The organism is Brucella haematophila (assembly GCF_005938105.1).
GTDB classification, from domain to species: domain Bacteria; phylum Pseudomonadota; class Alphaproteobacteria; order Rhizobiales; family Rhizobiaceae; genus Brucella; species Brucella haematophila.
The window spans coordinates 26,743-48,500 of record NZ_VCPE01000013.1 but is presented as its reverse complement, the minus strand read 5'-3'; the positions used below and the strand labels follow the sequence as shown (position 1 = coordinate 48,500).

The window sequence follows — 21,758 nt, the reverse complement described above, 5'->3', positions numbered from 1 at the left end:
TTGAATCTTCGCATATATATTTGGGAAAATCGATTACGATTTCTCTAACGGAATTGCGTGTGTCCCATATCGGACCCAGATCAGACCTTATGTGAGGCATTTCTGCGACGGTGCGAAGCTGTGTAAGGCGCACAAGATTCCGGCTGCGTTCGAACAGGAGTTTTGATGATGATGGCCGATTTACCTTCCCGGATGACTGCAATCGAGATTTCCGAACCGGGTGGCGCGCATATGCTGCGCCCCGTTCAGCGGTCCATGCCGGAACCGGGGGAGGGGCAGGTGCTGGTGCGCGTGCGGGCTGCGGGCGTTAATCGCCCCGACGTGTTGCAACGTCAGGGAAGCTATGCGCCGCCGCCCGGCGCATCCGATATTCCGGGACTGGAAATCGCAGGCGATATTGTCGCTCTCGGTGCGGGAGTGAAGCGCTTCAAAAAAGGCGATCAGGTCGTGGCGCTGTTGCCCGGTGGCGGCTATGCCGAATATGCCGTGGTGCATGAAACCAACGCACTGCCACTGCCCTCCGGCTATGGCTATATCGAGGCTGCCGCCATCCCGGAGACTTTCTTCACCGTCTGGCACAATGTTTTTCAACGCGGTGGGCTGAAGGAAGGCGAAACTCTGCTGATTCACGGTGGTTCGTCGGGCATCGGTACGACCGCCATCCAGTTGGGCAAGGCGTTTGGAGCAAAGGTCATTGTGACCGCCGGTTCGAAGGACAAATGCGATGCCTGTTTGAAACTTGGCGCAGACCGGGCAATCAACTATCGCGATGAGGATTTCGTCACCGCCGTCAAGGACGCGACTGGTGGCAAGGGCGCCGATGTTATTCTTGACATGGTGGGCGGCGATTATGTCGACCGTAATTATAAGGTCGCAGCCGAGGATGGCCGCATCGTGCAGATCGCCTTCTTGAATGGCGCCAAGGCAACCGCCAATTTCGCGCTGCTGATGACCAAGCGTCTGACCCACACCGGATCGACCTTGCGCGCCCGCCCGATTGAGTTCAAGGCAGGTCTCGCACGCGAGCTGGAGGCCAAGGTCTGGCCGCTTTTGGCTGAGCGCCGCGTTGCACCAGTCATGGACATGATCTTTTCCCTGAAGGATGCCTGGCGTGCCCATGAGCGCATGGAAGAGGGGCGAAATATCGGGAAGATCGTGCTCGATATAGCCTGAGAATTCCGGCTCTGACGGCCTGCAAATGGTGTGGTTTTGCGCTTCCGCTTATCAAAGCCCGCCATTTTCGGCTCGTTATAGCCGCAATTGGGAATTCACGCACAGATTGTTGTGACGGCTTCAGCGCATTCTTGCCCTGCTGCCAAAAAACCTATATATAGGCCGTGATTTCCCGGAAATTGTGGTTTTTTCCACGTCCCGCACCACCGGAGCGGACGAACAGAAGGATTATATCTAATGGCCACTCAGCTTCTTATGCCGAAGGCAACGGCCGTCTGGCTTGTCGATAATACGGCTCTGTCGTTTGATCAGATTGCAGCTTTCTGCAAGCTGCATCCGCTGGAAGTGAAGGCGATTGCCGATGGCGAGGCCTCGCAGGGTATCAAGGGTCTCGATCCGGTCATTACAGGACAGCTTTCGCGCGAGGAAATCGCGAAGGGCGAAAAAGACCAGTACTACCGTCTGAAACTTGCCGACCCGAAGGTTCGCGTTCCTGAAGCCAAGCGCAAGGGCCCACGCTACACGCCGTTGTCGAAGCGTCAGGACCGTCCGAACGCGATTCTCTGGCTGGTGCGCAATCATCCTGAACTGAAGGATGCGCAGATTTCGCGCCTGATCGGTACGACCAAGTCGACCATCGAACAGATCCGCAACCGTTCGCACTGGAACTCCGCCAATCTGACGGCGATGGACCCGGTCACGCTCGGTCTTTGCTCGCAGATCGATCTGGACATTGAAGTCGAACGCGCAGCGCGCAACCGTCCGGCTGCACCGGAATCCGACAGCACGCTGCTGCCAGCTTCCGCAACGGAAAACTTCGATTATCGCGACGAACCGGCTGCAGAAGAAGAACTCGACGCGGACAAGGTTTTCGCGAAGCTCTCGTCGCTCAAGGGCACGAACACCGACGAAGACGAAGAATAATCGTCAGGCATTCGCCTCTCGATATAAGTCAGTTGACGCCCGGCTTTATGCCGGGCGTTTTCGTTCAGGCCGCTTTGTGATCGGTTGCAACTGACGGTGTTGCGGCTATCCAGTGCTCCAGCGCCTGAACATAGCGGCTTGCCGCGCTTTCCAGTGCATCCGGCGCTAGTTTGTCTGCTGCATAAAGAAAGAATGGCTCGGTCCATCCCAGTCCGCAACGATTGGCCGTTGCACGCAAAGGGGCCATCAGTTCGCTCATTGGAAACATATTGCGTCCGCCCGGCGTGTAGGCCTCTGGCACGTTGCCTGCGGTCGCGGCGATCATGAAAGGCGTTCCTTCCAGCGCCCGCCCTTCCTGTTCATAGTTCACGTAGAACATGCGGGTCAGCACGGCATCCTGCCAGGCTTTTAAAAGCGGCGGTGTTGAATACCACTGGACCGGGAATTGCAGAACGATGCGGTCCGCCGTGAGAAGGCGTTGCGCTTCACGCTCGCCATCTTTGTAAAAGTCGATCCCGTCGGGACAGGCTGTCTGCATATCGACAATGGTCACCCCCGGCAGTCGGGCGGCCGCGGCAGCCAGCGCGGCATTGGCTTTTGACCGCGACGGATCGGGATGAAATAGCAAAATCAACGTTCTGGACATCATCTGTTCCTTCCAACTGTTGCTGATGTTGGAGCGATGATGAAATCGAACCGATGATTATTCCAATCTATTATCGGTATATGCTATTATTCAATTTATGAATTTAAGAGCGCTCGATCTCAATCTTCTGGTCATTCTGGATGCGCTTCTCGATGAGGCGCATGTCAGCCGCGCGGCGGATCGCCTGAACCTCACCCAGCCTGCCGTATCCAACGCCTTGCAACGCTGCCGCGCCGTTTTCGGCGATGTGCTGCTCGAACGCGGGCGTGGCACGATGCGCCGCACGGCGCGTGCGGAAGCTTTGCGCGCACCGTTGAAGACACTGCTTTCCAGCGTCGTGGCGCTGGTCGATCCGCCGCAGGTTTCATTGGCTTCAGTCCGTCAGACAATAAAAATCTGCACGGCTGATTATCCGGCCATTTTTGTCATCAAGCCGTTGTTGCAAGCTCTTGCCGTCGACGCGCCGGGTATCGATATTGTGATGCAACCCTGGCATGGTGCGGCGGCGGCAAAAGAAGCGCTGGTGAGCGGCGCAAGCGATCTTGCTGTATCGGTGTTTCCGGAGACTGACGACGATCTCCAGCGCAAGCACTTGCTGGATGAGGATTACCGCGTCGTCATGCGGCGTGAGCATCCGGCGGCAAGTGAGTTCACGCTCGATCGCTGGTTGGCATATCCGCATATATTGGTGTCGGGACGCGGTGATATGAGCAGCCCGACAGACAAGATTCTCGCTGAAAAGGGGTTGAAACGGCGCATAGGTCTCGTGGTGCCCAATTTTGGCATGGTGCCGGATCTACTGAAAAGCACGGATATGATCGCCATGCTGCCATCGCACTGCATTCCGAATGCCGATGCCGATCTTGTTGCCTTTCCACCGCCCATCACGGTCGGTGGTTTTCCACTGCATATCGCATGGCATAAGCGCCGAGAAGATGATCAGGGCCTTCAATATATCGTCGCGCAGCTCGGTGCGATTTTGACTGACCGCTGAAGAATGAACTCCGCCGAATGCAGAACATTCGACGGAGTTTGAGTTGCAGTCGTCTTGGGTGATATCAGTCCTTGAAAGCGTTGTACTCGCTCATTTCCATCAGGCGATAGAAGTCAGCCAGCGTCTTGCCGCGCTCGGCCCGAAACCGGCGGCCAGCTTCACTTGCCTCGACAATGCGGTCGGTGCGGAAGGTGCGGAACGCATTGCGCAGTTCGCACCAGCCGATCACGGTCCATACCTTGCCCCAGAACCACAGGCCGAGCGGGCGAATGTCGCGTTCGCTCTCGCGTGCTTCGAGATCGCGGTAGCGGATATTGAGTACGCAGCTTTCGTCCACCGCGCGCTCGACGGCGTCGATGATGCGGCGCTCGTCGATGCTGATTCTGGCAGTAGGGGCGTGGATTTGTGTGCCGGTGATCCGCGCGCGCTCTTCCTTGGGCAGCACGGCCTCGATCTTGACCAAAGCTTCTTCGGCGCCGCGCGCCATGGATACGCCGCCCCAGGCGCGAATGAGGCGCGCACCCGCTACCAGCGCGACGATTTCATCACGTGTGAACATCAGGGGCGGCAGCTCGAAACCCTGCCGCAATATATAGCCGACACCGGCCTCGCCATCGATCGGAACGCCGGTCGATTGCAGGTCGGATATGTCGCGATAGATGGTTCTCTCGGAGACTTCCAGCCGTTCGGCAAGCTGGCGCGCGGTGACAAGCCTGCCACCGCGCAGGTGCTGAACGATCTGGAAAAGACGGTCTGCTCTGCGCATTCCGGGTTCACTCTCCGTTGCAATATGTTGTCTTGCGCTGTTCCAGATAGCGATCTGGCCAGCCCAAATCCTTGCGCAGATCTTTCGGCAAACCGTCCAGTGCGCGTTGGGTGCGGACAAAACGGCGACGCTCATCATGCCTGCGCCGGTATTCCTTCAAGATTGCGATCAGCGGTGCGATTGCGAGTGCCATAGTTCATCTCCCTCATCCTTAGGGAAACACTATCGCACACCCCTCCTGACAGCTTTCTGTCAGGAGCAAAGCGATATTATTATGTCGCTAATATATAGGTATCGGTACGAGCGCTTCGCAAGCACTTACGGTTTGAAACGTGGTTCGGCCATATAGCTGAGCGGCAGACGTCCGCCATCGGCATAGATCGTCTGGCCAGTGATATAACTGGCGTCCCGCGATGCGAGGAAGGAGGCGATGGATGCGATTTCCGCCGGTTCTCCGATTCGGCCAAGCGGCGTGCGTGACAGGATCGTCTTGCGCGCCTCGGCGTCGGTATTCACTGCCGACAGCATGTCTGTCTGGATGGAACCGGGACCGATGGCGTTGACGCGGATGCCCCATTTCGCGAGCGCTATGGCCATGGTGCGTGTCAGCTGGCTCAGTCCGCCTTTGGAGACGGAATAGGCGAGCTGTTCCGGCAGTCCGAAAATGGCGTTGATAGACGACATGTTGATGATCGTGCCCGCTTCGCCACCGGCTTCCACACGGGCGACCATGCGCTTGGCGACAGCCTGTCCGCACAGGAATGCGCCCTTCAGATTGACGCGCATGACGCGGTCGAAATCCTCTTCCTTGAGGTCGAGAAAATCCGCCTTGTGCACGATACCGGCATTGTTGACGAGAATATCGATCTCACCGAGATTGGTGACGGTAAAGGTCATCAGATTATGGATATCGAGCTTGTCGCCGACATCCGCCGCCATGGCACGCACATCGCCGAATTGTTCGAGGTCTTTGACCGCCTGCGAGGTGGCCGTGGCGTCAATATCTGAAAGAACGACGCTGGCGCCGTCCATGAGGAAGCGTTTTGCGATGGCATAGCCAATACCGCGGGCAGCACCGGTGACGATGGCTACCTTGCCTTCAAGCTGCATGGTCTGTTCTCCGTTTCGCGCGGAGAGTGGACCGGCGAAAACCGCCGGTCAATAGTTTGGGTCTGATGCCGCCACCAAGCTCAGGCGAAGGCCATGCCGATGTGGCGTTCGCGCAGGATCGTGCTGATTTCATCGAGAACCGCCGGATCTTCGATGGTGGCGGGCATTTTCCATGTTTCGCCATCGGCGATTTTCTGGATGGTCGAGCGCAGGATCTTGCCGGAACGGGTCTTGGGCAGACGCTTGACGGTCAAGGCCAGACGGAAGGCTGCGACCGGGCCGATAGCATCGCGAACCATGGCGACGCATTCCTTTTCGACCTCGCTTGTATCGCGGTCAATATTGGATTTCAGCACCAGAAACCCGCAAGGCGCCTGACCCTTGACCGGATCTGAAATGCCGAGAACCGCGCATTCCGCCACATCGGGATGGCTGGAAAGGACCTCTTCCATCGCGCCCGTCGACAGACGATGGCCCGCGACATTGATGATGTCGTCGGTGCGGCTCATGATGTAGAGATAGCCGTCACTATCCATATATCCGGCATCGGCGGTTTTGTAATAGCCGGGGAACTCCGCGAGATAAGCTTTCCTGAAGCGCTCATCGGCATTCCACAGCGTTGGCAGACAGCCGGGCGGTAGCGGCAGCTTGATCAGGATATTGCCGAGCTGGCCGCGTTCGACCTCGTGGCCTTCATCGTCCAGCACGCGGATATCATAGCCCGGAAGACAGACTGCCGGCGATCCATATTTCGTTTCCAGAAGGCCGAGGCCAAGCGGATTGGCGACCATTGGCCAGCCGCTTTCGGTCTGCCACCAGTGATCGATCACCGGGCGTCCGATCAGGTTTTCTGCCCAATGGATCGTGTCCGGATCGGCGCGTTCGCCCGCCAGAAACAATGCGCGGAATTTCGACAGGTCATATTTGCGGACGAAATTCCCGTCAGCATCTTCCTTCTTGATGGCGCGTAGTGCCGTTGGCGCGGTGAACATCACCTCCACACCATGTTCGGCGATGATGCGCCAATAGGTGCCAGCATCGGGTGTTCCGATGGGCTTGCCTTCGAACAGGATCGTCGTGGCTCCAGCCAGCAGCGGCGCATAGACGATATAGGAGTGGCCGACCACCCAGCCGACATCCGAGGCGGCCCAGAAAACCTGTCCCGGTTCCACGCCGAAGACGTGTTTGAGCGACCAGGCCAGTGCCACCATGTGCCCGCCATTGTCACGCACCACACCCTTCGGCTCGCCAGTGGTGCCGGACGTGTAGAGCACATAAAGCGGATCGGTCGCGGCGACAGGCGTGCAGGGGATGTGACGACCGCGCGCCGCGTCGACGGTGGTTTTGTAATCGATGTCGCGCCCGTCAACGGGGGCGTGCGCATATTGTTCGCGCTGCAAGATGATACAATGGCCGACCTTGTGATCGGCGGTTGCAATGGCCTTGTCGAGCATGTCCTGATAGGGCACCACACGCGTCGGTTCGATGCCGCAGGAACCGGCAATGATCATCACCGGCTTTGCATCGTCGATGCGCGTTGCGAGTTCATTGGCGGCGAAACCACCGAAGACCACGGAATGCACAGCGCCGATTCGTGCAGATGCGAGCATGGCGACGGCAGCTTCAGGCACCATCGGCATATAGATCAGGACGCGGTCGCCCTTCGTCACGCCGTTGTCGAGCATGACAGCCGAGAGCGCCTCCACTTCCTCCAGCAGTTCGCTATAGGTGAATTTGCGCACCTTGCCGGTGACGGGGCTTTCATAGATCAGCGCCAGCTGATCGCCGCGCCCATTGGCGACATGACGGTCGAGCGCATTGTAGCAGGTGTTGCATTCCGCGCCGGTGAACCAGCGGCCATAGACGCCTTCGTCGCCTGCAAAAACCTGATCCCATGGCTTGAACCAGTCGATCGCCTGCGCGGCTTCCGCCCAGAAACGCTCAGGACCGGCCTGCCAGGCGGCATAGGTCTCGGCATATTTCGAAGTCATGCTGTTCCTCCCAGAAACACGCGCCAGTCACCGCCCGCATGACGGGCGTTTCATGATGCGATTTTTCATCAGATGTCAGCGCGAGAGCGGCCTCCTCAGACCGAAATCCTCCCGGATTTCCCAGTGCGCTTTCATCTCCTCCATCCTTAATTTACGCCGAGCCGCAAAGCTTCGTCCATGGGACTTAAGATGAAGATGGGAACATAAAGCGGCGGCATTTTGAGGGCGGTCTAATTGTTTGTTTTTACGCGCATCTTGACGGAATGGCGCTTTGCATTTTTCGAGATGCGCTTCAGCAAGAGTGCTTGCAGCTTGCAGGCACCTGCGTCACAAGGAGGGGAGAGGTGTCGCCGTGACCAAAGTTCTGCCTGTGCTGCTTGTCCTGCTGATGGGACTGCACATCATCAAACCGCTCGGCTTGCCGGGATTGAAGCGTCGCGGCGATTTCTGGAAAATTGCCGTCATCGCCTTGTTCGTCATGGCGCTGGCTGTCGGCTTTCATTTCCGCGAATCATAAAAAAGCCCGGTCAAAACCGGGCTTTTCTTCATATCTCTGGCTCTGAAATGGATCAGGCAGCCTTTTCGAGTTCTTTTTTCCAGCCGCCGGTTGCGGCAAGGCCGTTCATGCGGGCGCGGTGCGTGAAGGCGCGCTGACCAGCAGCAACATTCTCCGGCTTGCCGCCCCATGCCTGGAGCGCTGCTGCCTGAAGAGCACGACCGTAGGAGAAGGTCAGCTGCCACGGCATGTCATAGCCTGCATTCATGGCCGAGAGATGCGCGGTTGCTTCTTCGTCGGACTGGCCGCCCGAAAGGAAGGCGATGCCCGGAACGGTTGCCGGTACGGTCGCCTTGAGGCAACGCACGGTCTTTTCCGCAACTTCCTCGACCGATGCCTTGCGGGCATTCTTGCCGTCGATGACCATGTTCGGCTTGAGGATCATGCCTTCCAGCTTGACGCGGGCGTCATAAAGCTCGGCGAAGACCGTCTTCAGAACCAGTTCGGTCACTTCATAGCAGCGGTCGATGTTGTGATCGCCCGGCTTGCCGTCCATCAGAACTTCCGGCTCGACGATCGGCACAATGCCAGCTTCCTGGCAAAGCGCTGCATAGCGCGCCAGCGCCTGTGCATTCTGCTTGATCGCACCCCAGGTCGGCACGCCATTGGCAATGGCGATGACGCCGCGCCATTTGGCGAAACGTGCGCCGAGACCGTAATATTCGTTCAGGCGTTCGCGCAGGCCGTCCAGACCTTCGGTGATGGTTTCACCCGGGAAACCGGCCAGCGCCTTTGCACCAGCATCGACCTTGATGCCCGGAATCGAACCCGCATTGCGGATGATCTCTGCGAGCGGCGTGCCGTCCTTGGCTTTCTGGCGGATGGTTTCATCGTAAAGGATGACGCCGGAAATGTAGTTCTTCATCGCATCGTCGGCGCGGAAGAGCATCTCGCGATAATCGCGGCGCGCATCTTCCGTGGACGTCAGATTGATCGAATCGAAGCGCTTCTTGATGGTTCCGGAGCTTTCATCAGCGGCCAGAATGCCCTTTCCGGAAGCGACCATGGCAATCGCAATATCTTCGAGACGTTCGGTCATTCGTAAAGCTCCTCTACAGGCCAGGCCGACAGATATGGCTTCCGTCGGCATCGGAAATTAATGGCTCACCGCCGATAGCAGAAGTGTTCGGTAAAACAAATGGCAGCGCAACCGATTGAAACGATTGAAATTTTTTTAAACGATTTAGATTGGACAAGTTTTCTTACCGTCTGTCAGACGAGGCCCGTTCAAGGTTTTTTCGATGAGGGGTTTCATCTCGGCGACAAGACCCCATGTAACAATAACCTGCCATTCTCATCGTCAAAGCCTCCGAGGAGAAGACATGCGCGCCGCTCACCTCAGTCTACTATTTGCTCTCGCCGCATCGGTGACGTCTGTTCCGATCCATTCCGCCTGGTCCGCCAGCATCAATGCGGGCGACCGGAAAGCCGAGGCCGAGCTGCCCTTCAACGTCACAAGCGTTGCAGAATTTAACACGCCATGGGCAATTGCCTTCCTGCCCGATGGCCGTCTGGTTGTGACCGAAAAGCCCGGGAAGATGTTTATCGCCACCGAGGCCGGTAAAAAGACTGAAGTGTCCGGCGTGCCCAAGGTCGCCTATAGCGGACAAAACGGTTTGCTGGATGTGGAGCCAGCGCCAGATTTTGCGAAGAGCAAGGCGCTTTATTTTACCTATAATGAGCCGGCTGAAGGCGGAAGCAGTGTTGTGCTGGCGCGGGCCAAACTGGCGGAGAGCGACGGCAAGGCCGCGCTCGAAGACGTGACCACGTTGTGGAAGCAGGATGTGGTGGCCAAGGGCGGGCAGCCGGGCGGAAAGATCGCCTTCGCACCCGATGGCAAGCACTTGTTCCTATCGGTCGGTGAACGCATGCAGCCTGCCACCGCACAGGATGACAAAGCCCCCATGGGCAAGATCCTGCGCATGAATCTCGATGGGTCCGTGCCGGAAGACAATCCCCATGCGAGCGAGGGCGGTATTCGCGGCCTGACCTGGACGACCGGCCACCGCAATCCTTACGGGCTGGCCTTTGCGCCGGATGGCAAGCTCTGGGAAAACGAGATGGGGCCAAGGGGCGGCGATGAATTCAATCTGATCAAGCCCGGTCTCAATTATGGCTGGCCGCTGGTCTCCAATGGCGATAATTACAGCGGCAGGCCGATCCCCCGCCACAGCACCCGGCCGGAATTCGAAGCGCCGTTGCTGTACTGGACGCCGGTGATTTCACCGGGCGGTCTGGTCTTCTACAAGGGCGACATGTTCAAATCCTGGGATGGTTCGGCGCTGATTGCCGGTCTTTCATCCATGGCGCTGGTGCGAGTGTCATTCGATGGCAAAGGCCAGCCCGACGAGGCGCAGCGCTTCGATATGGGTAACCGTATCCGCGATGTGACTGTGGGCCCGGACGGCGCGATCTGGCTGATCGAGGATGATAATCCCGGACGCCTTTTGAAACTGACGCCGAAATCGTGACCAAATCCAGAAAAGAAAAGGCCCCGAAAACGGGGCCTTTTCTTTTGTTCATACGCATTTTCCCGCACGAAACCGCTTCGCACGTTTGCTGGAAATGCTTTATTTCTTGAGTACGTCGACACCCGGAAGCGGCTTGCCTTCCATCCATTCGAGGAAAGCGCCGCCTGCTGTCGAGATATAGGTGAAGTCGTCGGCCACACCGGCATGGTTCAGCGCTGCAACCGTATCGCCGCCGCCGCCGACCGAAACAAGCTTGCCAGCCTTGGTGCGGGCCGCAACGTGCTTGGCGGTCTTGACCGTTGCCGTATCGAACGGGCGCAACTCGAATGCGCCGAGCGGGCCGTTCCAGACCAGCGTTGCCGCATCATCGATAGCCGAAGCAATCAGGTCGGTCGACAAAGCGCCTGCATCGAGAATCATGCCGTCGCTTGGCACAGCATCGACGCCATAGGTCTTGTTTGGCGTGTCGGCGGCAAAATGCCAGCCCACAACCGCATCGACCGGCAGGATGATGGCGCATTTGGTCGTTTCGGCCTTGGCCATGATTTCACGCGCGGTATGGGCGAGATCATGTTCGCAGAGCGATTTACCGACATCGTGGCCCTGAGCCGCGAGGAAGGTGTTGGCCATGCCGCCGCCGATCACCAGCGCATCGACTTTTTCGATGAGGTTCGACAGGAGGTCGAGCTTGGTCGAGACCTTCGCGCCGCCGACAATGGCGACAACCGGACGGGCCGGATTGCCAAGGCCTTGTTCCAGTGCTTCCAGTTCAGCCTGCATGGCGCGACCGGCAAATGCGGGTAGCACATGGGCCAGACCTTCGGTTGAAGCATGGGCGCGGTGGGCCGCCGAGAAAGCGTCATTGACGTAGAGATCGCCATTGGCGGCCAGCGCCTTGACGAATTCCGGATCGTTCTTTTCTTCGCCCTTGTGGAAACGGGTGTTTTCCAGCAGCAGAACGTCACCGTCCTTCAGCGCGTCGACAGCGGCCTTGGCCTTGTCGCCGATGCTGTCTTCCGCGAAATGAACGCCGTGGCCGAGAACCTTGGCGAGCGGCTTCACGACATGCTTCAGCGAATTTTCGTCGGAAGCAACGCCTTTCGGGCGACCGAAATGGGCGAGCAGAATGACCTTTGCGCCCTTCTTCGACAGTTCGGCAATCGTTGGAACGATGCGCTCGATGCGGGTGAGGTCGGTCACCTGTCCGTCGGCCATAGGCACATTGAGGTCAACGCGGACCAGAACGCGTTTGGATTTGACGTCGGCGTCGTCGAGAGTGCGGAAACCCATAAGTTTTCTCCCTGGCTTGTTCCGGCGCTTCGCAAAGCAACTATCTGTTCGATAGCATGGCTTAAACGGGCAGGCGCTGGAAAAGGGTTGGATAATCGGTCACAAGCCCGTCTTCATCGACGGGCAGATCGGCGGTGAAAGAGCGGTCCGCTGCCGCGTAACGATAGAGCTTGCCGTCTTCCAGGCAGCTGTAACGCTGACGGTCGCGCAGCGGCTGAAAACTGTCAAACGGCACATAAAGCATATCGAGCTGAATGGTGCCGCTTTCCGGTGTCAGGCCCAGCCTGCGTATTGGCAGTGAGTTGGTGAATGGCGTTCCTGCCAGATCGATATCGATACAACCATCGAATTCCGGCAGAGAATCGCCGTTCATCGTCTGCCAATGGCCTTCGCCATCGGAGGAAAGTTCCAGCTTCTGGCCGGATGTGGTCTCGATAAGGAAATGAAGAACGCGCCAGGTGCTGTCGCAGTCGATGCTGTAGCGGACGCCGTAAGCATCGCCGCCGCGATTGCCGATCACCACGCTTTCGGCATGAATATTGCGGCCCGAGGGCGCAAGATTCAAATGTTCGAGCCCTTCTCCTTCCAGCGGACGCCAGCGGGCGACAGTGGGGAGAAGGGCTCGAAACATAGTCAGGCCACGAGGCTTAGATCAGCTTGCCGAGAGCGACGGCAGTGTCGCCCATACGGTTGGAGAAGCCCCATTCATTGTCGTACCACGACAGGATACGAACCATGGTGCCGTCCATGACCTTGGTCTGGTCCATGTGGAAGACCGAGGAATGCGGATCGTGGTTGAAGTCGTGCGAAACCAGCGGCTCGTCCGTGTAGCCGAGGATGCCCTTGAGGCGGCCATTGGCAGCAGAGCGGATCGCGTCGTTGATTTCCTGTACGGTGGTCGAACGCTTGGCGATGAAGGTCAGGTCAACGACCGAGACATTCGGGGTCGGTACGCGGATGGCGACGCCGTCCAGCTTGCCCTTCAGTTCCGGCAGAACGAGACCAACAGCCTTGGCTGCACCGGTCGAGGTCGGGATCATGGACAGGGCGGCCGCGCGGGCGCGGTAGAGATCCTTGTGCATGGTGTCCAGCGTCGGCTGGTCGCCCGTGTAGGAGTGGATCGTGGTCATGAAGCCTTTTTCGATGCCGATGGCATCGTTGAGAACCTGTGCCACCGGTGCAAGGCAGTTGGTGGTGCAGGAGGCATTGGAGATGACCAGATGGTCCTTGGTGAGCTTGTCGTGGTTGACGCCGTAAACGACCGTCAGGTCAGCGCCGTCGGCTGGAGCAGAAACGATGACGCGCTTTGCGCCAGCTTCGAGATGCATCGCTGCCTTGTCACGCGCGGTGAAAATGCCGGTGCATTCGAGCGCGATGTCGACGCCTTCTTCCTTCCACGGCAGTTCGGTCGGGTTGCGAACGGCATGTACCTTGATCGGACCATAGCCGACGTCGATGGTGTCGCCTGCGACCTTTACTTCCTTGGGGAAACGGCCATGGACGCTGTCATAGCGCAGAAGATGCGCATTGGTTTCCACCGGGCCGAGATCGTTGATCGCGACGACCTGAATGTCGGTGCGGCCCGATTCCACGATGGCGCGGAGAACATTGCGGCCAATGCGGCCAAAACCGTTGATTGCGACGCGGACTGCCATTTTCTGTAAATCTCCCGATAGGATACTGCACTTGCAGTGCTTCATAATTCAGCCGGTGCCGGGCATTCGGACGAATCCCGCGCGGCACTGACCGGAAACTTAAACGCCGGCGTTTTTGAGACGCCGGCGTTCAAAAATCATGCTGCGGCGTTAAGCTTCTTTTCCGCGGCTTCAGCGGCGTGTTCCGCCGTGATGCCGAAATGCTTGTAGAGATCGTTGATCTCGCCCGAAGCGCCGAAGCCCTTCATGCCGATAAACACGCCGTTTTCACCGATGAAGCGTTCCCAGCCGAGCGAGATTGCCGCTTCGATGGCAAGCTTGACCGGCGCATTGCCGATGGTTGCCTGCTTGTAGGCGTCGCTCTGGCCTTCGAACAGTTCGAAGCACGGTACCGAGACAACGCGCGTGGCAATGCCCTTGCCTTCAAGAAGGTCGCGGGCCTTGAGCGCGATTTCCACTTCCGAGCCGGTGGCGAAGATCGTCACCTTGGCTTCGTCGCTGGCGGTCGCCAGTTCGTAAGCGCCGTAAGCGGAGAGGTTTTCTTCGCGATGCTCGGTGCGGACGACCGGCAGGTTCTGACGGGTCAGAGCCAGCGTGGACGGGGTCTTGGTCGAATGCAGGGCGATCTGCCAGCATTCCGCCGTTTCCACAGCGTCAGCCGGACGGAAGACATTGTGGTTTGGAATGGCGCGCAGTGCCGCCAGATGTTCAACCGGCTGGTGGGTCGGGCCATCTTCACCCAGACCGATGGAATCATGCGTCATGACATAGATGACGCGGATGCCCATCAGGGAGGACAGACGCATGGCCGGACGTGCATAATCCGAGAAGGTCAGGAAGGTGCCGGAATAAGGGATCAGGCCGCCATGCAGCGTGATGCCGTTCATGGCAGCCGACATGCCGAGTTCGCGGATGCCGTAATGGACATAACGGCCGCCGTAGTTTTCCGGCGTGACAGCCTTGGTCTGGCTGGTCTTGGTGTTGTTCGAACCGGTGAGGTCGGCAGAGCCGCCGATGGTTTCCGGTACGATGCCGTTGATGACTTCCAGCGCCATTTCCGAAGACTTGCGGGTGGCGACCTTCGGCTTTTCAGCGGAAAGCTTCTTCTTGTATTCGACGATGGCTGCATCGAAACCGGCAGGCAGATCACCACGCATACGGCGTTCGAATTCCGCACGGGTTTCCGGATCGACAGCGGCAAAGCGCTTTTCCCACTCCTGGCGCTTCTTGGCGGCGTTGAGGCCTGCCACGCGCCATGCGTCCAGAATTTCAGCCGGAACGACGAAAGGTTCTGCCGACCAGCCAAGCGACTTGCGGGTGGCGGCGATTTCGTCAGCGCCGAGCGGCGAACCATGCACCTTGTTGGTGCCGGCCTTGTTCGGTGCGCCGAAGCCGATGGTCGTCTTGCAGGCGATCAGGGTCGGCTTGTCGGAAACCTTGGCCAGTTCGATGGCCTTGGCGATGGCGTCCTGATCGTGACCGTCAACAGCCAGCGTGTTCCAGCCGGAAGCGGCGAAACGGGCAGGCTGATTGGTGTTGTCGGCGATCGAGATCGGGCCATCGATGGAAATGTTGTTGTCGTCCCAGAAGACGATCAGCTTGCTGAGCTTCAGGTGACCGGCAAGCGCAATGGCTTCCTGGCTGATGCCTTCCATGAGGCAGCCGTCGCCGACAAGCGTATAGGTGTAGTGGTTGACGAGGCTGTCGCCGAACTGTGCGTTCAGGATGCGTTCGGAGAGCGCCATGCCGACGGCATTGGCAATGCCCTGGCCGAGCGGGCCGGTCGTCGTTTCGATGCCGGCTGCATGACCGTATTCCGGGTGACCGGCGGTACGTGCGCCGAGCTGGCGGAAATTCTTGATTTCATCGATGGTGATGTCTTCGTAGCCCGAAAGATAGAGCAGCGAATAAAGCAGCATCGAGCCGTGACCGGCGGAAAGCACGAAACGGTCGCGATCCGGCCAATGCGGGTTCTGCGGGTCGTGCGAAAGGAAGCGGGTGTAAAGCGTCGTCGCTATGTCAGCTGCGCCCATCGGCAGGCCGGGATGGCCGGAATTGGCTTTCTCAACCGCATCCATCGAGAGGAAGCGGATCCCGTTGGCCAACTGGTTCTGTTTGTCGGAATTGCTCATGGTCTCAGCCGTCTTTCCATGGGAGGGTTTAACGGGGTTGCGGCGATGCCTTTTGGCTGAGCACGAATGGCGCCGAAAACCGTCCTCCGTTTTTCGGGTCCGTACTCCAGAAGGCACCGGGACACATAGCACCTGCGCATGAGGAGTCAATAAATGCGTGGCTTTTGGGTAATAAACTGTCTGCGACTAATCGATTGAGTTCTGTGGAAAGCGACGCTGCAATCCCTTAAAAGCCATTTTTGCACCGATTAACGGTGCATGAAAGCTCATATGGACACCTCATTTGTTGCTTATCCGGCGGTCGATTATTACAATCTTTTCAAAGAGGCCTGTCCGGCAGACGCGATTCGATGCCGGTAAAAGGCATCAGAAAGGACATGGATGGCACCCGAAGCGACCCTCAGGCACGTTTTGGAACGGCTGGAAAAAGCACTCAACACGCTCGAAGGCGCGGTTGATCTGCGGCTGGACAAGGAAGGCGATTTCGCCGAAGCCGAGGAAGAGGTGCAGCGCATGAATGCTGACCGCAGCCGTCTCGCTCAGGAACTCGACCAGTCCGAAGCCCGTGCTGAACGGCTTGAAGCTGCCAACCGCGAAGTTTCGCGGCGCCTTGTCACGGCGATGGAAACCATCCGCGCCGTTCTGGATCGATAGGAGGCTATCATAGCGACCGTTACCGTAACCATCGATGGCAAGGCTTATCGCATGGCGTGCGATGAGGGGCAGGAAGAGCACCTCAGCGGACTTGCCGACCGTTTCGATCAATATGTCACGCATCTCAAATCGTCTTTCGGAGAGATCGGCGATCTGCGCCTGACCGTCATGGCCGGGATCATGGTGATGGACGAGATGGCCGAGATGCAGAAGCGCATCAATGGTCTGGAGAGCGAAGTTGAAACGCTGCGCCGCGCGCGCGATGAAGCGCTTGGCCGCGCCGACAGCAACGATGCGGCGCTGACCGGCATGCTGTCGGATGTCGCATCGCGTCTGGAACAGGTGGCATCGCGCATCGCGCCACGTGCCGGCTCGTAACACCCTTCTGAATTTTCTGAAAAGAATTCGTGGCGAAAGCTTGCGGACCACTGGCGCAGCCCGTCACGAGCGACTATATTCATCAGCGGCGTACTGCGCTTCCCGACAGGTGTAACAGCATCCCCGGGGCCTTATTGATCTCTAAGGGAACTGTCCCTGTGAAGGCTTGCGGGCTTTCGCATATGGTGCCCACCTACTTTGTAGGTTCCCGGGATCAATCACTACCATCGGTTGTCGTGGTCGCCGCTTTCCTTTCAGCTTGCAATGCTGATGCAAATTAAGTCCTCAAGACTTGATCTGTTCTGCGTATTGCCCGTAAACATGCGATAACATTCAATTATTCGCATGTTCTGATGGAAACGCCCCAAGCCACGCCTCCCCATACACCTCGCCCGTTTGAGAGACTGTCGGTCGCCGTGCCGGTGGCTTTCATCTATGGCCTGATTTTGTACATGCTGATCTGGTCCGGCGTGGCCGACGACGCGATGCCTTTCTTCGCCGGTCTCATGCTGCTGCCGATGGCGGTGGCGAGCCTTGCGTCCAGTCTGGCCGATCCGCGTGCCGAGAAGGACCTGTGGCGGCATGTCCGTATGGGCTGGGCCATCATCGGTGTGCTGGTCGTTGTCAGCATGGTGCTGTTTCGCGAGGCGGGCATCTGCGTCGCCATGGCCGCGCCCTTCTTCGTTGTGTTTTCTACGCTTGGTTCGACATTGACCTTGTGGATCATCCGCAAGCTGCGCTCGCGCCGTTCAACTATGCTGGTGATCGCCCTGCCGCTGGTTGTCTTTCCAGCCGAACTTCAAGTCTCCTACACTCCGCATGACGGGGTAGTGACGACTGTGATCGACATTGCCGCACCGCCGGAAGTGGTGTGGAAGCAAACCGTCGAAATCCGCAATGTGCGCGCGGATGAACTGTCCTGGACATTCAGCCACGGTGTTCTGGGCGTCCCGCAGCCGGTCGATGCGCGTATTGAAGGCGTTGGCGTCGGCGCTGTGCGTCAGTTGCAGTGGACGCGCGGGGTAAACTTTCAGGAGATCGTGACGCAGTGGGAAGAAAACCGCCTGCTGGCCTGGGATTTCCGTTTCGTGCCGGGCTCCATTCCCTCTGCCGTCGAAGCCCATATCAAGGTGAACAGCAGCTATCTGCAACTGGCCAATGGCGATTACCGGTTGGAACCTTTGCCGGATGGCCGCACCCGTCTGACACTGACCACGCATTATCGCATCGCAACGCCGATCGACTTCTATTGCGACCTGTGGGGCAAGGTGTTTCTCAACGATTTCCATGGTGTCGTGCTGAAAGTCATCCGCGACCGGTCGGAGCGGATTGCGGAGGCTGTCTGATCCATCACTTGACGGATCGTCTCATTGCGGTTCCACTGTTATAGTCGGATTATGCAAGCGGAGAGGTTTTGGGGATGGCAGCTACGAAACCGGAAAGCAGTCAGGAAAAACAGGCGCTGCGGCGTGCCGTGCTTGCCCGTCGTGATGCGCTGGATCCGCGCTTTCAATATGAAGCGTCGCTTGCGGCTGCAAAACATGGCGAAGAGGCGCTGGTCATTCCCAAGGGAACGCTGGTGGCGGGCTATTGGCCGATCCGCTCTGAAATCGATCCGCGTCCGCTTTTGTCCGTCTTGCGTGGCAAGGGCGCAAGGCTCTGCCTGCCGGTCGTGCTGGACAAGGAAACGATTGCTTTTCGCGAGTTTTTGCCTGATGCGCAGCTTGTGCAGACGGGCTTTGGCACCATGGGCCCCGATGCACGTGCACCGCTGGTCGATCCGGTCATCATGCTGATGCCGCTTGCCGGTTTCGACCGGCGCGGGCATCGCCTCGGCTATGGTGCTGGACATTATGATCGCGCGCTGGCGCGCTTTGCCGAGCGCGACTTGCAGCCGCTGCTTATCGGTATGGCCTATGACTGTCAGGAATTGGAGCGTGTGCCCGATGAGCCGCACGATATCGCGCTCAATCAGATACTGACGGAGAGCGGCTTGCGTTCGCTGGGCGCAGGCTTATAAGGCTCATCTCATGAGATTGCTTTTTCTTGGTGACATGGTGGGCCGGTCGGGGCGCACGGCAGTGTATGAAAAGCTGCCGGGGCTGATTTCCGATCTGAAGCTGGATTTCGTGATCGTCAACGGTGAGAACGCCGCGGGCGGTTTTGGCATTACCGAAGAGATTTTTCATGAAACGATCCGCGCTGGCGCGGATGTCGTGACCACGGGCAATCACGTCTGGGATCAGCGCGAGGCGCTCGATTTTTCCAAGCGCGAGGATCGCTTCCTGCGTCCTGCCAATTTTCCGAAAGGAACGGCAGGCAAGGGCGAGGGACTTTACATCGCCAAGAACGGCGCCCGCGTGCTCGTCTCCAATGTGATGGGGCGCGTTTTCATGCATCCCGATCTGGATGATCCGTTTATCGCGGCGGAGAAAATCCTCGAAGCCTGTCCGCTGGGCGAACAGGCGGATGCCGTGTTCTTCGATTTCCATGCGGAAGCAACCAGCGAGAAGCAGTGCTTCGGCCATTTCGTCGATGGTCGCGCCAGCGCTGTCGTTGGAACGCACACACATGTGCCGACTGCCGATTGCCAGATTCTGCGCAACGGCACGGCCTATATGTCGGATGCCGGCATGTGCGGCGATTACGATTCTTCGCTCGGTATGGATAAGGAAGAGCCGCTTAACCGCTTTCTGTCCAAGGTACCGAAGGGACGTTTCGAAGCGGCCAATGGTCCGGCAACTATCTGCGGCGTGGGTATCGAGATTTCCGACCGCACCGGCCTTGCCGAAAAGGCCGCCCCTCTGCGCATCGGCACACGTCTGGAAGAAACCATTCCGGAATTCTGGCGCTAGAGCGGTTCCAGCGGTGATTGAATCGTCGCAATCGCTCTAGCTGCTTGTTTTTGGCGCACATCTTATCCGAAAACCGCTTCGCACTTTTCGGGATGTGCTTTAACCCACAATCGCAAAAGAATCGCGCACCTTGCCGGAGGCCGTTCTGACTGGGCGGTGCCCGATCCACTGCACGTGGCGGGCGAGAATGGCGGCGGCGTGGTCGATGTCGTTCTTGCGCAGGGCACCCAGAATCGCCCGGTGATCATGATCGGTGCGCGTTTCCCATTCCGACCGCCAGGTCGCAAACAGAAACCGTGCGCTGGCCGCGTGCAGGTCGTCAATGGCGGCAAGCAGACGCGGCATCCGGCATGGTTCCAGAATGAGCCGGTGAAAGCGCCGGTTGGCATCTTCCCAGCTTCGTACATCCCGTGACTTGTCGCCGTCGAGCGTGGCGCGTTCCGCAGCGTCGAGCGTAGCGCGGGTGATGTGCGGGGCCGCGTGCCGCAAAGCGAGCACTTCAAGCGCTGCGCGCATCTCCGCCACTTCGCGAATCTCGCTGATGTCGAAGGATGCGACCCGCACGCCCCGGCGCGGCTCCGAAACGGCAAGTCCCTGCGCTTCCAGCCGCCGAAACGCTTCGCGTACCGGCACATGGCTGGTCTGGAACTCTTCGGCGATGTGATCCTGCCGCAATTTGGTGCCCGGCTCGATTTCCCCTTCGATGATGCGGTCGGCCAGAACACGGCTGATGCGGGCAGCGATGGTCTCGTTCGGGGCCTTTGGGGACGGGTCTTGCGGGCGTTGATTCATGATTTTATCGATAAGCTGCTTTGTCCCCCCGGTCGAGCACTATTGAATTTTTTGACAGGTGCGGGCGTCGATCCGCGCTTTTGCTGGACGAATGAGGCTCAATTCCTTATAACGCCGCCATTCTGCACGGAAAGCATTGTGGCCGGACTTGCGGCCCCGCCTGCGTGATACTCTCTGCGTGAGATTGTCTGTTCATGCGTAACGCTTTTCCGTGCGCGTTGATTAGAACAGAACAGGGGTGCCATGGCTGGCCATTCACAGTTTAAGAACATCATGCACCGCAAGGGCCGTCAGGACGCCGTGCGGTCGAAAATGTTTTCCAAGCTCGGACGCGAAATTACCGTCGCCGCCAAGCAGGGTCTGCCTGACCCGACGATGAACCCGCGCCTGCGTCTGGCAATCCAGAACGCCAAGGCGCAGTCGATGCCCAAGGACAACATCGAGCGCGCCATCAAGAAGGCTGCCGGCAATGACGGCGAAAACTATGATGAAGTGCGCTATGAGGGCCGCGGCCCCGGTGGCGTTTCGGTCATCGTTGAAGCACTGACCGACAACCGCAATCGCACCGCATCCAACGTCCGCGCAGCCTTCACCAAGTCTGGCGGCGCACTGGGCGAAACCGGTTCGGTTTCCTTCATGTTCGATCGCGTTGGCGAAATCGTTTACAAGTCCTCCGTCGGCGATGCCGACAAGGTCATGGAAGCGGCCATCGAAGCTGGCGCTGAGGATGTGCAGTCCGGTGAGGAAGAGCACGTCATCATCTGCGCTTTCGAAGATATCGGCGAAGTGTCGAAGGCGCTTGAAGCAGCCCTTGGCGAAGCCGAATCGATCAAGACGATCTGGAAGCCGCAGACCAACACCGAGCTGGACGAAGAAAAGGCCCGCTCCGTTCTCAAGCTTCTCAACACGCTTGAAGATGATGACGACGTGCAGAACGTCTACACCAACTTCGAAGTCAGCGACGAAGTGATGGAAAAGTTGAGCGCCTGATTTTCAACGCTCATGGATTTTCGTAACTCCCGGCCAAAACCCAAGTTTGTCCGGGAGTTTTTTATGCCCGCTTCTGGCAAAGAGCAGGCAATAAAAAACCCCGCCGAAGCGGGGTTCTTTGAATAGGTAACCCGGTATTAGATGCCGAGGTTGCCGAAACGGTTCTTGAACTTCGTAACGCGACCGCCGCGATCGAGCAGGGTCTGCGAACCGCCAGTCCAGGCCGGATGGGTGGTCGGGTCGATATCGAGGTTCATCGTATCGCCTTCTTTGCCCCAGGTCGAACGGGTCTGGTATTCGGTGCCATCGGTCATCACGACCTTGATGGTGTGGTAGTCGGGATGGATATTGGCTTTCATCTTCTCAATCCTGATAGTCTGG

The 21,758-nt window shown here is 58.4% G+C and carries 23 protein-coding genes and 1 other RNA gene; 12 read left to right on the top strand and 12 right to left on the bottom strand.

All coding sequences use genetic code 11. The features are described from left to right. The first annotated feature begins 168 nt into the window (after positions 1-168). Together FGI60_RS18335 and FGI60_RS18330 are read left to right on the top strand one after the other, a co-directional pair. Positions 169-1,173 carry an NAD(P)H-quinone oxidoreductase gene (locus FGI60_RS18335; RefSeq protein WP_138786499.1) on the top strand — a complete coding sequence of 335 codons (1,005 nt, stop codon included), beginning with the start codon at positions 169-171 and terminating at the stop codon, positions 1,171-1,173. Between the two features lie 237 nt (positions 1,174-1,410). Then, entirely contained in the window at positions 1,411-2,097 is a 687-nt protein-coding gene (locus tag FGI60_RS18330; protein WP_078339508.1) for a DUF1013 domain-containing protein, read from the top strand. 64 nt (positions 2,098-2,161) lie between these two features. Here FGI60_RS18330 and FGI60_RS18325 read toward each other — a convergent pair whose 3' ends face one another. Then, positions 2,162-2,743 carry an NAD(P)H-dependent oxidoreductase gene (locus tag FGI60_RS18325; protein ID WP_138786498.1) on the bottom strand — a complete coding sequence of 194 codons (582 nt, stop codon included), beginning with the start codon at positions 2,741-2,743 and terminating at the stop codon, positions 2,162-2,164. 97 nt (positions 2,744-2,840) lie between these two features. Here FGI60_RS18325 and FGI60_RS18320 point away from each other — a divergent pair, with 97 nt between their 5' ends. After that, on the top strand, positions 2,841-3,737 hold the full coding sequence (locus FGI60_RS18320) for a LysR family transcriptional regulator (protein ID WP_138786422.1): 897 nt from the start codon (positions 2,841-2,843) through the stop codon (positions 3,735-3,737). A 64-nt stretch (positions 3,738-3,801) separates the two neighbouring features. Here the strand turns inward: FGI60_RS18320 and FGI60_RS18315 are convergent, their stop codons facing one another. The 4 genes from FGI60_RS18315 to FGI60_RS18300 all read right to left on the bottom strand — a co-directional run bounded on the left by FGI60_RS18315 (position 3,802) and on the right by FGI60_RS18300 (position 7,604). Then, a complete protein-coding gene (locus FGI60_RS18315; RefSeq protein WP_138786421.1) occupies positions 3,802-4,503 on the bottom strand; it encodes a helix-turn-helix transcriptional regulator in 702 nt (233 codons plus the stop codon). Positions 4,504-4,510: 7 nt separating this feature from the next. Further along, positions 4,511-4,696, bottom strand: a complete 186-nt coding sequence (locus FGI60_RS18310) for a hypothetical protein (RefSeq protein WP_138786420.1) — start codon at positions 4,694-4,696, stop codon at positions 4,511-4,513. Positions 4,697-4,821: 125 nt separating this feature from the next. Further along, positions 4,822-5,613, bottom strand: a complete 792-nt coding sequence (locus FGI60_RS18305) for an SDR family NAD(P)-dependent oxidoreductase (protein ID WP_138786419.1) — start codon at positions 5,611-5,613, stop codon at positions 4,822-4,824. 80 nt (positions 5,614-5,693) lie between these two features. Continuing rightward, positions 5,694-7,604 carry a propionyl-CoA synthetase gene (locus tag FGI60_RS18300; RefSeq protein ID WP_138786418.1) on the bottom strand — a complete coding sequence of 637 codons (1,911 nt, stop codon included), beginning with the start codon at positions 7,602-7,604 and terminating at the stop codon, positions 5,694-5,696. Positions 7,605-7,956: 352 nt separating this feature from the next. Here FGI60_RS18300 and FGI60_RS26325 point away from each other — a divergent pair, with 352 nt between their 5' ends. Then, positions 7,957-8,121 carry a hypothetical protein gene (locus FGI60_RS26325; RefSeq protein WP_171058803.1) on the top strand — a complete coding sequence of 55 codons (165 nt, stop codon included), beginning with the start codon at positions 7,957-7,959 and terminating at the stop codon, positions 8,119-8,121. Positions 8,122-8,173: 52 nt separating this feature from the next. Here the strand turns inward: FGI60_RS26325 and FGI60_RS18295 are convergent, their stop codons facing one another. After that, positions 8,174-9,199, bottom strand: a complete 1,026-nt coding sequence (locus FGI60_RS18295; RefSeq protein ID WP_138786417.1) for a class I fructose-bisphosphate aldolase — start codon at positions 9,197-9,199, stop codon at positions 8,174-8,176. A gap of 283 nt (positions 9,200-9,482) precedes the next feature. Here FGI60_RS18295 and FGI60_RS18290 point away from each other — a divergent pair, with 283 nt between their 5' ends. Continuing rightward, on the top strand, positions 9,483-10,631 hold the full coding sequence (locus FGI60_RS18290) for a PQQ-dependent sugar dehydrogenase (RefSeq protein WP_138786416.1): 1,149 nt from the start codon (positions 9,483-9,485) through the stop codon (positions 10,629-10,631). 99 nt (positions 10,632-10,730) lie between these two features. On the opposite strand, the gene FGI60_RS18285 is transcribed toward FGI60_RS18290, so the two are convergent. From FGI60_RS18285 to tkt, 4 genes are all read right to left on the bottom strand, one after another. Then, on the bottom strand, positions 10,731-11,921 hold the full coding sequence (locus FGI60_RS18285; protein WP_138786415.1) for a phosphoglycerate kinase: 1,191 nt from the start codon (positions 11,919-11,921) through the stop codon (positions 10,731-10,733). Positions 11,922-11,982: 61 nt separating this feature from the next. Continuing rightward, positions 11,983-12,552 (bottom strand): putative glycolipid-binding domain-containing protein, encoded by a 570-nt coding sequence (locus FGI60_RS18280; protein WP_138786414.1) that lies wholly within the window; start codon positions 12,550-12,552, stop codon positions 11,983-11,985. 16 nt (positions 12,553-12,568) lie between these two features. Next, positions 12,569-13,576 (bottom strand): type I glyceraldehyde-3-phosphate dehydrogenase, encoded by a 1,008-nt coding sequence (gene gap / locus FGI60_RS18275; protein ID WP_138786413.1) that lies wholly within the window; start codon positions 13,574-13,576, stop codon positions 12,569-12,571. Positions 13,577-13,713: 137 nt separating this feature from the next. Further along, positions 13,714-15,708 carry a transketolase gene (gene tkt / locus FGI60_RS18270; protein ID WP_138786412.1) on the bottom strand — a complete coding sequence of 665 codons (1,995 nt, stop codon included), beginning with the start codon at positions 15,706-15,708 and terminating at the stop codon, positions 13,714-13,716. Positions 15,709-16,089: 381 nt separating this feature from the next. Between tkt and FGI60_RS18265 the strand changes: the two genes are divergently transcribed. From FGI60_RS18265 to FGI60_RS18240, 6 genes are all read left to right on the top strand, one after another. Then, entirely contained in the window at positions 16,090-16,362 is a 273-nt protein-coding gene (locus FGI60_RS18265; RefSeq protein WP_078339498.1) for a DUF4164 domain-containing protein, read from the top strand. Positions 16,363-16,371: 9 nt separating this feature from the next. Continuing rightward, the gene (locus tag FGI60_RS18260; protein WP_078339497.1) at positions 16,372-16,740 is read left to right on the top strand and encodes a cell division protein ZapA; all 369 of its coding nucleotides are present in this window, start codon (positions 16,372-16,374) and stop codon (positions 16,738-16,740) included. A gap of 87 nt (positions 16,741-16,827) precedes the next feature. Then, positions 16,828-16,986: non-coding RNA, 6S RNA (gene ssrS / locus FGI60_RS18255), on the top strand. A 107-nt stretch (positions 16,987-17,093) separates the two neighbouring features. Beyond that, positions 17,094-18,086 carry an SRPBCC family protein gene (locus FGI60_RS18250; RefSeq protein ID WP_138786411.1) on the top strand — a complete coding sequence of 331 codons (993 nt, stop codon included), beginning with the start codon at positions 17,094-17,096 and terminating at the stop codon, positions 18,084-18,086. Positions 18,087-18,160: 74 nt separating this feature from the next. After that, positions 18,161-18,760 (top strand): 5-formyltetrahydrofolate cyclo-ligase, encoded by a 600-nt coding sequence (locus tag FGI60_RS18245; RefSeq protein WP_138786410.1) that lies wholly within the window; start codon positions 18,161-18,163, stop codon positions 18,758-18,760. A 10-nt stretch (positions 18,761-18,770) separates the two neighbouring features. Then, positions 18,771-19,595: a TIGR00282 family metallophosphoesterase gene (locus tag FGI60_RS18240; RefSeq protein WP_138786409.1), complete on the top strand. Its 825-nt coding sequence runs from the start codon at positions 18,771-18,773 to the stop codon at positions 19,593-19,595. 99 nt (positions 19,596-19,694) lie between these two features. Here FGI60_RS18240 and FGI60_RS18235 read toward each other — a convergent pair whose 3' ends face one another. Beyond that, positions 19,695-20,387 (bottom strand): GntR family transcriptional regulator, encoded by a 693-nt coding sequence (locus FGI60_RS18235; RefSeq protein ID WP_138786408.1) that lies wholly within the window; start codon positions 20,385-20,387, stop codon positions 19,695-19,697. 243 nt (positions 20,388-20,630) lie between these two features. Between FGI60_RS18235 and FGI60_RS18230 the strand changes: the two genes are divergently transcribed. Further along, entirely contained in the window at positions 20,631-21,377 is a 747-nt protein-coding gene (locus FGI60_RS18230) for a YebC/PmpR family DNA-binding transcriptional regulator (protein ID WP_078339492.1), read from the top strand. A gap of 137 nt (positions 21,378-21,514) precedes the next feature. Here FGI60_RS18230 and rpmE read toward each other — a convergent pair whose 3' ends face one another. Next, positions 21,515-21,736: a 50S ribosomal protein L31 gene (rpmE, locus tag FGI60_RS18225; RefSeq protein WP_078339491.1), complete on the bottom strand. Its 222-nt coding sequence runs from the start codon at positions 21,734-21,736 to the stop codon at positions 21,515-21,517. Between the last annotated feature and the right edge of the window lie 22 nt (positions 21,737-21,758).